Origin of the sequence: Desulfovulcanus ferrireducens (assembly GCF_018704065.1) — a bacterium.
Taxonomy (GTDB): domain Bacteria; phylum Desulfobacterota; class Desulfovibrionia; order Desulfovibrionales; family Desulfonatronovibrionaceae; genus Desulfovulcanus; species Desulfovulcanus ferrireducens.
This window is the reverse complement of sequence record NZ_JAGUQP010000010.1, coordinates 30645-44511: the sequence shown is the minus strand read 5'-3', so window position 1 is coordinate 44511 and position 13867 is coordinate 30645. Positions and strand designations below refer to the sequence as shown.

Annotated in this window: 15 protein-coding genes and 1 other RNA gene; all 16 read left to right on the top strand. The window is 43.4% G+C overall.

The features are described from left to right. Positions 1-12 precede the first annotated feature (12 nt). A complete protein-coding gene (mreC, locus tag KFV02_RS05025) occupies positions 13-732 on the top strand; it encodes a rod shape-determining protein MreC (RefSeq protein WP_252380445.1) in 720 nt (239 codons plus the stop codon). After that, positions 729-1190: a hypothetical protein gene (locus tag KFV02_RS05020; protein ID WP_252380444.1), complete on the top strand. Its 462-nt coding sequence runs from the start codon at positions 729-731 to the stop codon at positions 1188-1190. The genes mreC and KFV02_RS05020 overlap by 4 nt, the downstream gene beginning before the upstream one ends. Then, positions 1174-2955, top strand: a complete 1782-nt coding sequence (gene mrdA, locus KFV02_RS05015; protein ID WP_252380443.1) for a penicillin-binding protein 2 — start codon at positions 1174-1176, stop codon at positions 2953-2955. Before KFV02_RS05020 ends, mrdA begins: the two co-directional genes overlap by 17 nt. Before the next feature lie 127 nt (positions 2956-3082). Then, on the top strand, positions 3083-4195 hold the full coding sequence (rodA, locus tag KFV02_RS05010; protein WP_252380442.1) for a rod shape-determining protein RodA: 1113 nt from the start codon (positions 3083-3085) through the stop codon (positions 4193-4195). A 91-nt stretch (positions 4196-4286) separates the two neighbouring features. Further along, positions 4287-4637, top strand: a complete 351-nt coding sequence (locus KFV02_RS05005) for a bactofilin family protein (protein WP_252380441.1) — start codon at positions 4287-4289, stop codon at positions 4635-4637. Between the two features lie 171 nt (positions 4638-4808). Further along, a complete protein-coding gene (locus KFV02_RS05000; protein ID WP_252380440.1) occupies positions 4809-5231 on the top strand; it encodes a F0F1 ATP synthase subunit B in 423 nt (140 codons plus the stop codon). A gap of 28 nt (positions 5232-5259) precedes the next feature. Further along, the gene (locus KFV02_RS04995) at positions 5260-5832 is read left to right on the top strand and encodes a F0F1 ATP synthase subunit B (protein WP_434800285.1); all 573 of its coding nucleotides are present in this window, start codon (positions 5260-5262) and stop codon (positions 5830-5832) included. Beyond that, positions 5829-6380, top strand: coding sequence for an ATP synthase F1 subunit delta (atpH, locus tag KFV02_RS04990; protein ID WP_252380439.1), 552 nt, complete (start codon positions 5829-5831; stop codon positions 6378-6380). The genes KFV02_RS04995 and atpH overlap by 4 nt, the downstream gene beginning before the upstream one ends. A 5-nt stretch (positions 6381-6385) precedes the next feature. After that, complete coding sequence (atpA, locus tag KFV02_RS04985; RefSeq protein ID WP_252380438.1) at positions 6386-7894, top strand: F0F1 ATP synthase subunit alpha; 1509 nt, start codon at positions 6386-6388, stop codon at positions 7892-7894. 14 nt (positions 7895-7908) lie between these two features. Next, positions 7909-8784 (top strand): F0F1 ATP synthase subunit gamma, encoded by an 876-nt coding sequence (locus tag KFV02_RS04980; protein ID WP_252380437.1) that lies wholly within the window; start codon positions 7909-7911, stop codon positions 8782-8784. 16 nt (positions 8785-8800) lie between these two features. Then, positions 8801-10210, top strand: coding sequence for a F0F1 ATP synthase subunit beta (gene atpD / locus KFV02_RS04975; RefSeq protein ID WP_252380436.1), 1410 nt, complete (start codon positions 8801-8803; stop codon positions 10208-10210). 15 nt (positions 10211-10225) lie between these two features. Next, entirely contained in the window at positions 10226-10651 is a 426-nt protein-coding gene (locus KFV02_RS04970; protein ID WP_252380435.1) for a F0F1 ATP synthase subunit epsilon, read from the top strand. A gap of 349 nt (positions 10652-11000) precedes the next feature. After that, positions 11001-12371, top strand: coding sequence for a bifunctional UDP-N-acetylglucosamine diphosphorylase/glucosamine-1-phosphate N-acetyltransferase GlmU (glmU, locus tag KFV02_RS04965; RefSeq protein ID WP_252380434.1), 1371 nt, complete (start codon positions 11001-11003; stop codon positions 12369-12371). Positions 12372-13047: 676 nt separating this feature from the next. Further along, positions 13048-13227 (top strand): cell division protein ZapB, encoded by a 180-nt coding sequence (locus KFV02_RS04960; RefSeq protein WP_252380433.1) that lies wholly within the window; start codon positions 13048-13050, stop codon positions 13225-13227. Between the two features lie 3 nt (positions 13228-13230). Further along, positions 13231-13497, top strand: a complete 267-nt coding sequence (locus KFV02_RS04955; protein ID WP_252380432.1) for a cell division protein ZapA — start codon at positions 13231-13233, stop codon at positions 13495-13497. 26 nt (positions 13498-13523) lie between these two features. Beyond that, positions 13524-13710, top strand: a non-coding RNA gene (gene ssrS / locus KFV02_RS04950) — 6S RNA. Positions 13711-13867: the final 157 nt, after the last annotated feature.

Sequence of the window (13867 nt, the reverse complement as noted above, 5' to 3'; positions counted from 1 at the left end):
ACAGGTTGGATATTGGCTCCTGGTAAGTGGCTGCATTCCAGGGCCCGGTATTTCTGGGAGCACTATTTTTACCTTGTTGGAGTTAGGGAAGAAAATGAGTCTTTGCGCAAGGAGGTGGACAGGCTCCGTCTGCTTCTGGCGTTTTCCGAGGAAAAGGTAAAAGAAGCAGCCCGCCTGGAAAAGTTGCTGGGCTTTAATCCACCTCCCAAATGGGATATGAAGGGGGCCCGGATAATCGGGCACAAGCTTGGTCCTGGCGGTATACTGGAGACCGTTCTAATTGACTTGGGCAAACGAGACTCTGTTCAACTTGACTGCCCCGTGATTACTCCCAGGGGAGTATTGGGGAGGGTTTTTAAACTTGGACTGAATTTTTCGTCTGTGTTGCTTATTACCGATCCTAACAGCAGAATCCCGGTTATTAGTTCTGAGTCCAGGATACCAGCCATAGCCATTGGCCAGGGTCCGACAAAACCTCTGTCAATAGCCTATGTTCCGCAAAATGCTCCTTTAAAGCAAGGGGACATTTTTGTTACCTCTGGTTTAGCCGGTATATTTCCCAAAGGTTTGCCTGTTGGCCGAGTAACCAGAGTTTTACGTTCAGATGTTTCACTGTTTCAGGTTGTAGAGGCCGAGCCTATGGTTCAGGCAAGTTCACAGGAAGAGGTTCTACTCATATGTCCCCATATCCAGGTTCAGAGTTCAGAATCTGCTCAGAAATCCAATCCATGAATCCTTTTTGTTTTTGGCTCGGTTATTTTTTTTTGTGTATCTGGGGTCAAGAACTTGTCCCCGGCACTGATTTTTTCAGTCCAGGTCTCCTGGTTTTGCTCCAATTTAATCGTCTGAAGTCTGCCATACTTCTGGGTATCGTGGTCCTGTTTGTCCAGGAGGGAGTAGGAAGTCTAAACTTTGGGCTGATAATTCTTCTGGAATTAGGGCTGTTTTTACTTTTTGTTTTAGGTACCTGGCTGCTTACACCTACAAATTTATTTTTTGTCTTTGGTTATTTTTTGGGTCTGACTATATGTCGGTCAATTCTTCTCTATATTTTGGGTAACTTACAGGAAATTGTAGTTGAGTTTTTTTCCATGAAAATGTTTGTAACCCAGTTCGTAGTTTATTTGGGTATGTGGGCGGTTATTTTTCCGGCATATAAAAAACTATTTGGCCATGAGCCTGTTCAATAGTAAAAAAAAGTGGGAAAGGGATTATGGTCCCTATTTGATTTTGGTCCTCATATGGGGACTGTTTTGTGTCTTTGGATTAAGGCTTTGGTATTTGCAAATTTATAAAGGTGAGTTTTTTGCCCAGAAGGCAAAAGATAACCGGTTGCGCAAACAGTCTATATATGCTCCACGCGGTCTGATCATGGACCGCAAGGGGAAGCTTCTTGCCATTAATGAACCGTCATATAGTTTGGCCATTGTTCGCGAGGATTGCCCTGAGATCGATAAGACACTGCTTCAAGTGAGTAAATGGACAGGTGTTCCTTTTGATGAGCTCAAAGCTAATTTTGAACGTGGACGAAGACGGGTAAAGTCTTTTGAACCCCAAATCATCATCCCCAATTTGTCTTTTGAAGTCTTAGCCAAAATTGAGGCCTATGCTCCACGCTGGCCCGGCTTGAAAATCATGGTCAGACCCAGAAGAAAATATTTGCAAGGTCCGGTATTTGCCCATGTTTTAGGTTATGTGGCTCAAGCAAGTGAAGAAGAGCTGAACAAAGATTCTGAGCTAGCCTTGGGAGATAATATAGGCAAGCAAGGCCTTGAATACGTTTTGGAAAAAAGACTTAGAGGTAAAAAGGGCCTGAAAAGAATGGAAGTAGATGCTGTTGGTCGTAGCTTGCACGAAGAGGTGCTCCGTCCTCCCCAGCCAGGAGAAGACATTCATTTGAGTTTGGATCTTGAACTGCAGAAAAAAGTCTATGAGTTGATGGAGGGCAGAGCCGGGGCAGTAGTGGTCATGGAGCCTGATTCCGGTCAGATTCTTTCTTTGGTTAGTAGCCCCAGCTACGACAACAATAAGTTTGTGCAAGGTGTTTCAATAGAAGATTGGCGCAAACTAATTAAAAACCCACTGCATCCTTTGCAGAACAGATGTATTCAAAGTGTCTATCCTCCGGGCTCAGTGTTTAAACTTGTCGTTGCCGCTTGTGGATTGTTTGAGAAAAAAATTGATCTGGAAGAAAAGATTTACTGCTCAGGTGCATATCGTTTAGGCCGGCGGGTTTTCCGATGCTGGAAGAAGCATGGCCATGGGCGGGTAGATTTTACGCGTTCCCTGGTGGAATCATGTGATGTTTATTATTACAAATTAGGAGAAGAATTAGGAGTGGATAGAATTTCCTCCTTTGCTAAAAAGTGTGGATTTGGCCAGCTTACGGGTATTGATTTACCCCATGAGAAGAGAGGATTGATCCCTGACCGGAACTGGAAATTGAAAAGATTTAAGGAACCTTGGCAGGGTGGAGAAACTTTGAATATGTCTATAGGTCAGGGTTATACTCTAGTTACGCCTCTTCAAGTAGCCAGGTTTGTGTCTGCGTTAGTTAACGGGGGCAAATTATATAAGCCCTCTTTGCTGAGTGAAGAGTCAAGGGCCAAAGCAAAAGCCTTACCATTTGCGGATGATATTCGTCAGAAGATTATCCGGGCCATGATTCGAACAGTTGAAGCTGACCATGGTACTGCCAGGGGGTTGAGAAAGGATGGTATAATTATAGGAGCCAAGACCGGCACAGCTCAGGTAGTAAAGCTTTTGAGCGAATATGAGGAAAAAGAGATCGAGGAGATTCCCTATCGCTTTCGCGATCACGCCTGGATGGCCAGCTTTGCCAAAAAAGGAGATAGAAGCTATGTGGTCGTTGCTATGGTCGAGCATGGTGGTCATGGTGGTTCTGCTGCTGGCCCCATTGTTCGCGCTATCTTTGATTTTATTTTTGAACAATAGAAACGAGGTGGGTTAATGGGCAGATTGCCTTCTCTCATAAACCCATCAACCCATTAACTCATGAACACTTACACTCATTTACCCATTAGCCCATTAACCCGTACACACACATAAACTCATCTACCCAATGATGTTTGATCGCCGTTTACTGCAGCACATAAACTGGAGTTTATTGGGTCTGGCCTTTATATTGTTCGGGGCCGGAGTGCTCAACCTTTATTCAGCCAGTGCTTTAAGGGTAGAAGGAGGCTTAACCCTTACACCTTTTTACATGAGGCAACTGGTCTGGGGAGGGGCCGGGTTTCTTGTTATGCTTCTGATAATGATTATTGATTACAGGCATCTAAAATCATTATCCTGGTATCTTTATCTCCTGACTATTATTTTTCTTCTTTGCGTACCAATCTGGGGTAAAACTATTTATGGAGCTAAAAGATGGCTGGGCCTTGGTTTTTTTAATTTTCAACCCAGTGAAATGGCCAAAGTGTGCGTGCTAATCTTAGGGGCCAAGGTATTGACGAAAACCGAGGATGTTCTTGGATGGAGGGATTTGGTCAAGGTTATGAGTGTGGCCTTGCTGCCGGCCATACTAATTATCAAGCAACCTGACCTTGGGTCAGGGCTGATCCTGATTTTGATTTTAGGGGGAATGATTTTATACAAGGGGTTAAAAAAGAGGGTTTTTAAAACCCTGTTGATCATGCTTCCCTTGCTGCTCCCATTAGCCTGGAATTTTTTACACGATTACCAGAAGGAGCGCATCCTGACTTTTTTAAACCCCGAGCGTGATCCTTTAGGCTCAGGGTATCATATTATTCAATCTCAGATTGCCATTGGATCCGGTAGATTTTGGGGCAAAGGTTTTTTAGAAGGTACCCAGAGTCAACTACGCTTTTTACCGGAAAAACATACGGATTTTGCCTTTGCAGTGTTCGGAGAAGAATGGGGGTTTGTTGGTTCTATAATCTTACTCATCTTTTTTTGTTCTTTCTTGTATCAGATTTTTTTGGTCTCTCAGGAAGCAAAGGATAAGTTTGGAACTTATCTTGTAATCGGAGTGTTTTTTTACTTTTTCTGGCAGGTTTTAATCAATATGGGCATGGTCCTTGGGCTTATGCCGGTTGTTGGTATTCCCTTGCCTTTTATAAGTTATGGAGGTAGCGCATCTTTGGTTAACTTTTGTTTGATTGGCTTGGTAATGAATGTGTCCATGCGTAAGTTTATGTTTAAGTCAGGATGAGTAGAAGAGTGGTAGAGTTGTTCATGCAGTAATATTAATTACTGGCTAGTTTGCTTTGCTAATAAAACCACTTAATCATTAAGGAGTCTATATGGCTAAAGATGAGATAAATGCTTTTTTAGGGACAGGGACTTTTTATGAAGGCAAGCTGGCGTTTGAAGGTACAGTGCGTGTAGACGGTGAATTTCGTGGAGAGATTGAATCTGAGGGAACCTTGGTAGTGGGTAAAGAAGCACTGGTCAAAGGGAATATTAAAGTAGGCCAGATAATTGTCAGCGGACGGGTTGACGGTGATGTTTTGGCCAAATCTAAAATGGTTATGTACAAAGAGGCAAAATTTTTCGGTACTCTTACAACTCCATCGTTGATGGTAGAGGAAGGAGCAATTATTCAAGGCCAAGTGAATATGGCCAAAGAAGACAAGGAAGAAGTCCAGGGTTAAGATTTTTAATTGTGAAAAAAAATTTGTGAAATGGTTAACAAGCCTTGTGTGACAAGGGTTTCCAGGCAATTTTGAGCCTAGAATTTATGAAAAATGCTTTGACACAAGTCTTGAAATTAGCTAAAGGCGCAATGACTTTGAACAAAAATTCACATACTCTGAGGGGGCATCATGATTGAACTAAACATTACCTTTTTCATTCAATTGGTTAATTTTTTGATAGTTTTGCTTGTGTTAAACCTTATTTTGTATCGCCCAATCAGGGGGATCATTCAAAAGCGGGCAGAGGTGATGGCTCAAAGGTTGGAAGAGATTGAGCGCTTTACTGCTCAGGCTTCAGAGAAGATGACTGCATATGAGCAGGAGTTGGATAATGCCCGCAGGCAAGCTCAGGAAGTACGTATGAGCATGAAGGAAGAAGGGTATGCTGAAGAGAAGAAACTCGTTGAGGCTGCTTCAGCAGAGGCTGGTTCAATCTTGAAGGCCGCCAAGGAAAAGATTGCTTCTGAAAAGAAATCAGCCATCGCAGCCCTTAAAGAACAAGTCGATAAGTTTGCCCAAATGGCCGCTGAAAAGATTTTGGGGCAGGCCTAAAATAAATTTGGAAAAGGAGGGCAGTGTTTTGAGAAAAATATTCAGAATTAGCATGGCCGTGGCTATGCTCTTGCTCATGGCTGGGATAGCGGTGGCTTCTGAGCACGGTGGCGGGGGAGATTCTTCAAAGTGGATGAATCTCGTATACCGGGTAATAAATTTTGTCATTGTGGTCGGGATTATTTACAAGCTTATGGGTAAGAGGATTGCTCAGTTTTTCTCCAGTCGGACTTATCAGATCGAGACCGAGTTAAAAGATCTAGATGCCCGTCGGGATGAGGCAGAGAAGAAGTTGAAAGAAGTCGAACGCCGGATCGCAAACTTGGAGCAGGAGCGGGAGGAAATTTTAGCAGCAGCCAAGGAGCAGGGCGAGGCACTTAAGGTCCAGATTATTGAAAAGGCCAAGCAAACAGCTGAACAGATTAAAGCTCAGGCAAGGTTGTCAGCTGAACAGGAGGCCAAAATGGCTTATGAAGCAGTTAAAGCTGAGCTGGCTGACAAAATTGCCGAAGCTGCAGAAAAAATAGTTAGCGAAAAGTTGACTGAGGAAGGTCATAAGGCATTAATTAACGATTATTTAACAAGGGTGGTGCTAAATTGACAGGTAACATAGTAGCCAGAAGATATGCGCGCGCTCTCTTTGCCATCGGCGAGACGCAAGGTAAAGAAGAGCTTGCAGCTTACGGGAAAGGCCTTGCTGAGCTTGTCGATGTCTTGGAAGGTGCGCCAGAGCTGTTTAAGGTTTTCCGCAATCCGGTTTTTAGTGTGGAGGAAAAAAAGGCTGTCCTGGACAAAGTTTTGGACAGGGTTAAGCCTGTGCCCATGGTTAAAAACTTTTGCTTTTTGCTGGCCGACAAGGACAGGCTGGCTTTTCTGCCAGACATACAGGTTTATTTTAATCAACTCCTGGATATGGCTCAGGGCGTTGTCCGGGGTGAGATGGTCACAGCCATTGATCTGGCAGACGATCTAAAGCAAGAAGTTGTGGAACAATTGCAAAAGCAGTCCGGTCGCAAGATTATCTTGGACTACAGTGTAGATCCGGAGATCTTGGGCGGACTTGTGCTGAAGGTGGGGGACAAAGTTTTAGATGCCAGTATTAGGGCGCAAATCGAAATTTTGAAAGAAAACATCAAGAGGGGTGAGTAGTGGCTATGCAAATAAAAGCAGAAGAAATCAGCCAGATCATTGAGGAGCAGATTAAGAACTACGAAAAGCGGGTTGAAATGAGTGAAACCGGTGTAGTTCTGTCTGTAGGTGACGGTATTGCCCGTGTTTATGGTGTTGAAAACGCCATGGCCATGGAACTCTTGGAATTTCCTGGCGGTGTTATGGGCATGGTTCTCAATCTGGAAGAAGATAGTGTTGGTGTAGCCTTGCTTGGTGAAGACACAGAGATCAAGGAAGGAGATGTTGTTAAGAGGACCGGTAAAATCGTTCAGGTGCCAGTGGGCGATGCTGTTCGGGGTCGTGTTATTGATCCTTTGGGTAATCCACTGGATGGACAGGGTCCAATTCAGGCCTCAGAGTTTAGGCTTGTTGAAATCAAAGCTCCCGGTATTGTTGCCCGTAAGTCAGTCCATGAGCCAATGTACACCGGTCTTAAGGCTGTCGATGCCATGACACCTATTGGCCGGGGACAACGTGAGTTGATCATTGGTGACCGTCAGGTTGGTAAAACCGCTATTGGTATTGATGCAATCCTGGCTCAGAAAAATTCTGATATTCATTGTTTTTATGTGGCCATCGGTCAGAAGAAATCTACAGTCGCCCAGGTTGTTGATACCTTACGTAAACATGGGGCCATGGAATACACTACAGTAATTTCTGCTACTGCATCAGAGCCTGCACCATTGCAGTTTATTGCGGCCTACACAGGTTGTACCATGGCTGAATATTATAGAGATAGCGGCAAGCATGCTTTGATTATCTATGATGACCTGTCCAAGCAGGCTGTAGCATACAGGCAGATGTCCCTTCTTCTGCGCCGTCCTCCGGGACGTGAGGCTTTCCCCGGTGACGTATTTTACCTTCACTCAAGGCTCCTGGAACGTGCAGCTAAGATGAGTGATGATCTGGGGGCAGGTTCACTTACTGCTTTGCCTATCATTGAGACCCAGGCTGGTGACGTTTCCGCATATATTCCTACCAACGTTATTTCTATTACTGACGGCCAGGTTTATCTTGAGCCTAACCTCTTCTACGCTGGTATCCGTCCGGCTATTAACGTTGGTCTGTCAGTATCCAGGGTTGGTGGTGCTGCTCAGATTAAGGCCATGAAAAAGGTTGCCGGTACCCTGCGGCTCGATCTGGCCCAATACAGGGAATTGGCAGCTTTTGCCCAGTTTGGCTCAGATTTGGACAAATCTACTCAGCAAAAACTTATTCGTGGTGAAAGGCTGGTCGAACTTTTGAAGCAGCCTCAGTATCAGCCAATGCCTGTAGAAGAACAGGTTATCTCTCTGTATGCCGGTACCAGAGGATATTTAGATGACATCCCTGTTGAAGCTGTACGTAAGTTTGAAGATGAACTTTTAGATTTCATGCGCAACCAGAAGGCAGATATCTTGAATGAAATTGTTGAAACAAAGGATTTAAGCGCAGACCTAGATAAAAAAATTGCAGCTGCTATTGAGGAATTTAAGAAGACCTTTAAGGCATAATATAGGAGAGATAAATGGCTTCATTACGGGACATTCAGCGAAAAATCGGTGCGGTCAAAAAGACCAAGCAGATTACCAAGGCCATGAATATGGTGGCCTCGGCTAAATTGCGCAACGCGCAACTGCGCATCGAACGCTTTCGTCCCTATGCTGATAAATACTATGAAATAATAGCGGATTTATCCTCTCGGGCTGATGCCAGTGTGCATCCCTTACTGGAAAGGAGAGAGGCCGTAAAAAATGTTGGTATCATTTTGGTCACCTCCGATAAGGGATTGTGCGGAAGCTTCAACACCAATTTATGTGTGAAGGCAGAGAAGCTGGCCAGCCAGAAGCAGGCTGAAGGAAAAACAGTTAAATTTATCTGTATAGGGAAGAAAGGTCGGGACTACATCCGCAAAAGAGGCTTTGAGATTATTGATGCCAAAGCGGATATAATGAATAATTTTGACTTTCAACTCGCCAACGACATTGGAAATGAAATAATTGATAAATACATTGCTGCAGACCTGGACGAAGTTCAGATAGTCTACGGTCAATTTGTGACCGTGATCAGGCAGGAAGCCAAAGTAGCCCAAATACTGCCTGTTGAATCAACCACTGAGACTGTCCAAGAAGGACCATCAAGCGAGTATATTTTTGAGCCGTCAGTGGAAGGGCTTTTGGCTGAACTTCTACCAAGATATATCAAGGTCCAGGTTTATCGTGGCCTGTTAGATACATCGGCCAGTGAACACGCAGCTCGTATGACGGCAATGGACAATGCCACCAAGAACTGCGATGAGTTGGTTCATGATTTGACCCTGGCCTATAATAAAGCCAGGCAGGCAACCATTACGGCAGAGCTAATGGATATAGTTGGCGGTGCAGAAGCACTAAAACAAGGATAATAGGGGGCAAAAATAAATGAGTGCACAAAATATAGGAAAGATTGTTCAGGTCATTGGACCTGTTGTCGACATTGAGTTTCCGGAAGGCAAACTACCCAATATTCTCAATGCGATATATATTACTAACCCAACTATCGATGACCAACCCGATAACCTTGTCGTAGAGGTTGCTCAGCATCTGGGTAACAACGTTGTCCGCTGTATTGCTATGGACACAACAGACGGCTTGGTTAGGGGAATGGAAGCCAGGGATACCGGTAACCCCATCATGGTACCGGTTGGTAAGGCTTCGCTGGGTAGAATTCTTAATGTTGTCGGCCGTCCGGTTGATAATAAAGGTCCGATCAATTCTGACAAATATTATCCTATTCACAGACCAGCTCCAGAGTTTACAGACCAGAGCACCAAAATTGAGGTTTTGGAAACCGGTGTAAAGGTTATTGACCTCCTGGTACCATTCCCCAAAGGTGGTAAAATGGGAATGTTTGGCGGTGCCGGTGTTGGTAAGACAGTTATTCTGATGGAAATGATTAATAACATCGCCAAACAGCACGGTGGTATATCTGTTTTCGCCGGTGTTGGTGAACGTACCCGTGAAGGTAACGACCTGTATCATGAAATGATTGATGCTGGCGTTATTGACAAAGCCGGTCTGATTTACGGTCAGATGAATGAGCCTCCAGGAGCTCGTGCCCGTGTTGCTCTGACAGCATTGGCATGTGCCGAGTACTATCGTGACGAAGAAAATCAGGACGTGCTTTTGTTTATTGACAATATCTTCCGTTTTACTCAGGCCGGTTCCGAGGTATCAGCTTTGCTCGGTCGTATGCCTTCTGCGGTTGGTTATCAGCCTACATTGGGTACTGACCTCGGTGAACTTCAGGAAAGAATTACCTCTACTACCAAGGGCTCAATCACATCGGTTCAGGCAGTATATGTACCTGCTGACGACTTGACAGACCCTGCTCCGGCTACAACATTCTCTCACTTAGACGGAACAATCGTTCTTTCCCGTCAGATTGCAGAGCTTGGTATTTATCCTGCTGTGGATCCTCTGGATTCTACTTCACGTATTCTTGATCCAAACGTACTGGGCGTTGAGCACTACACCGTTGCTCGCGAGGTTCAGCAGATTCTGCAAAAATATAAAGATTTGCAGGATATTATTGCTATTCTGGGTATGGATGAACTTTCCGACGAGGATAAGCTCACAGTTAACAGGGCCAGAAAGATCCAGAGATTCCTGTCTCAGCCTTTCCATGTTGCTGAGCAGTTTACTGGTAAGCCTGGCCGTTATGTAAAATTAGAGGATACTATCAAAGGCTTTAAAGAAATCATAGAAGGTAAGCATGACGATGTACCTGAGCAAGCCTTCTACATGGTTGGCTCAATTGACGAAGCCCTTGAAAATGCCAAGAAAATGTAAATAGGGTGAGGATATATGGCTAACTCAATAAAATTAGAAATAGTGACACCGGATCGCAAACTTCTTTCCGAAGAAGTTGAATATGTCGGTGCACCTGGGATTAATGGTGAGTTCGGTGTCCTGCCCAATCACATACCCTTTTTGTCCGCTTTAGGCATTGGCAGCCTTTACTATAAAAAGAACGGCAGAAACTATTATGTCTTTGTTGCTGGTGGTTTTGCAGAAGTGACTCCGACAAAAGTCTCTGTCTTGGCTGAGATAGCTGAAAAGGCTGAAGAGATTGATGTTGAGCGCGCTCGCAAGGCTAGAGAAAGAGCTGAAATGAGACTAAGAGAGCAAAAAGATCGCGAAGCCTATGCCAGGGCGAAGGCTTCACTTGCCAGAGCACTGCACAGAATGAAGTGCCGTGAATGTGCTGAAGAGGCAGGCACCTGTATGTAGTTAAGGAAGAACTAATTCAAAGATGATTAATAGCTAGCAAAACATGGGGATGGGTAGAAAATGAAAAACGTTTAAAAAAACGTTTTTGTGCTGGAATTACCTCTATCCTTCCCCAAAGATAAGCATTTGATTGTACCAAGCAAGCCCCGCTGTGCGGGGCTTTTTTTTTGATGGACAGAATTAAACTTAAAATTTAAAGTTTAAAGTTAATGGGGGTTGAATCAAGCAGGTTTTGTTATTTAGCTGTGCTAATAATTGTCAATAAAATTAAATGGTTGAGTTAATGATTTTTTTGTATTTTTAATTTCAATTAACTTTAAACTTTAAATTTTAAACAAGGTTCGAAGTTATGTTTAGTCACAAAAATATCGGTGCTCTTATTTTGTCCGCAGGCAAAGGTACAAGGATGAATGCAGAAGGCCCAAAGGTGTTACAGACAATTTTAAAAGAACCAATGTTGGCGTATGTATTAAAAACCTTGGAAAATGTGGTTGGCGAGAATATCTGGCCGATAATTGGACACCAAGCCTACAAGGTTGAGGATGGTTTCCCCAGGTACAAGGGTAGATTTATTTTGCAAAAGGAACAATTGGGTACTGGCCACGCTGTGCAGGTTGCCTGGCAAACTGTTGTGGATCAACAGCTTGACTGGGTTCTGGTAGTCAATGGAGATACGCCACTTATACCAGAAGAGAAGCTGGAGGAATTGATCAGGCTTTGCATATCCAAGGATGCAGATATAGGAATTCTGACCATAACCTTGGATGATCCGGGGAGTTATGGCCGTGTGATAAGAGATGAGAAGGGTCATGTTCAGGCCATAATAGAGGCCAAGGATTTTGATGATAGTAAGTTCGGTCAGGAGGTAAAAGAAGTCAATGCAGGAGTTTACCTTCTAAAAGTCGAATCTGCTCATGATTTGCTAGCAAAATTAGACAATGAAAACAGACAAAACGAATATTATATAACTCAATTAATAGGTCTGGCATCAGCCAGGAAGAATAAAATCCTGGCTTTAAATTGTGGTGAAAATACAGAACTTTTGGGTGTGAATACCCCTAAGGAGCTTGTGTTACAGGAAGAAGCTCTGCGTAAGAAAATAGTAAATAAATGGCTTGATAAAGGTGTTATAATTCGCAGTCCGGATTTTGTACGAATAGGCCCGAAGGTACAACTTGAGCCAGGAGTAGAGATAACAGGACCGGCTGAGATTTATGGGTCTTCTAAAATTAGTCGGGGAGCGGTCATAGAATCTCACTGCTATGTAGAAGACAGTAAAATCTGTGCTGCACATGTATTTTCATTCTCGCATATTGTTGAGACAGAAGTGGATGATGATGTGAATATTGGCCCATATGCACGGCTTAGACCCGGTACCAGAATCAAAAAGGGGGCCAGGGTGGGCAATTTTGTCGAGGTCAAAAAGAGTGTTATTGGTCAAGGGAGCAAAGTCAATCATTTGAGCTATATAGGTGATAGTGAAGTTGGCGAGAAAGTAAATGTCGGTGCCGGGACGATTACCTGTAATTATGACGGCCAGAATAAACACAAAACTATAATTGAAGACGGTGCCTTTATTGGTAGCAATACAGCTCTGGTGGCCCCGGTAAAAGTTGGAGCCAGGGCTCTGATTGGAGCCGGCTCAACTATTACCAGAGACGTGCCAGAGAATAACCTGGGAATTGCAAGAGCCAGGCAAAAAAATTTAAAAAGACGCTAGGTGTATCAAAAGAGTCTGTGGCCAAACTCCATTTTTTTGATTACTAGATTAGAAATCCTGGCTTCCTGAGGCTGGGCAACACATCTTGGCGAAGCTAGGGGAAAAACAGAGCATCTGGGTGACAAAGATAGATACCTGGTGCTACTTGCCGTAACTATCTATAGTTTAAATTGAACGATTTTTTTGCAGTTCAAACTTTGAGATTGCTTCGCTCCACTTTGCTGCCCTCGCAATGACAGGGGCGAAATTGTCATTGCGAGGGCAGCGAAGCTGTCCGTGGCAATCTCACCCATTGAGTGAAAATCGCTCAACTTAGGTATAATTAAAAGACTATTTGTTTACCCAAAATATCCCATTATGCTCTGCCCACAAGCAAGCCTTTTACCCCGTTAAATCCAGCGAAGCTGCGCTGGCTTTGCCAGTATTCAACCGGGGTAGATGGGTCCTGGCATTTGCACCAGCTTGAAAGAAATCACCATTGAAAAATTATAAAAAATTGTTCTATTAAGTAGGGTTTGGCTACAGACTCAAAAGGAATTGTGGGGATAGAGTTTAAAGAAATCAGAATAAATTGCTTATTGATATCAATAGGTTAAGATGAAGGGTTGCCTTACTTTGATTGAAAAAGGAAAAATTTGCTTGAAAAAAAGCAACAATATGATTATCTATAAACAGAATGGACGTGATAGCTCAACTTAGTAAAAAAATTGAGGCTGTTATTGAGGCTAATAAGCGTTTACGTGAAGAAAATCGGTCTCTTATTAAAGAGCTGAACGAAGAAAGGCAAAAAAACGCACAAGTTATGGCCAGAATTAATAGCCTATTGAAAAAGATTGAAGATGCACATATAGATTAATTAATGCCTGGCTATAATTTAAATGTTCTTGGTCTTGAGGTCGCTTTTAAAACCGATGTTGGACCTGATCGTGTTAAAAAGGCAAAGGCATTAATTGAGGAGCGATTCCAAGAGTTAGAAAAGCGAGGAAGGAAGTTAAGCAAAGAAAAGTTACTCATATATTTAGCGTTAAGCCTGGCCGATGATTATTTACAGACCAGTAAGCGGTTAGAAGAACAGGAAAAAGCACTGGCCAAGCTTTTACATAGATTGGAAAACCATGATAAATAAAGATATCTCAACAAGCGGAGATATAAAATTTCCTGGAAGGTGCGTGATTGTGTACATTTATTTTGAGCCAACACAGCCGTTACGGGAGCCGTTGTGCAGCTCCGGTGTGCATGCCCTCTTTTAGAAGAGGGAAGCCTAAAGGGGTTGCTTTGGCGCCCACTTATACATGTACGCGGTTCAAAATAGATCACAACACGGCCTTCCGGGGATAAAGATAAATACCCCTTCCTAGCTTTCAACTCTTTAATCCCTCCTTTTTTTTCTAATTCTTTAAAAATTTATTAGATGTGTTTAAGCTCGTGCTTATGTTGTCGGTATCGCTGCTTGGAAGTTTTTATATTTTTCGAGTAGTTTCACTGATACATTCAGG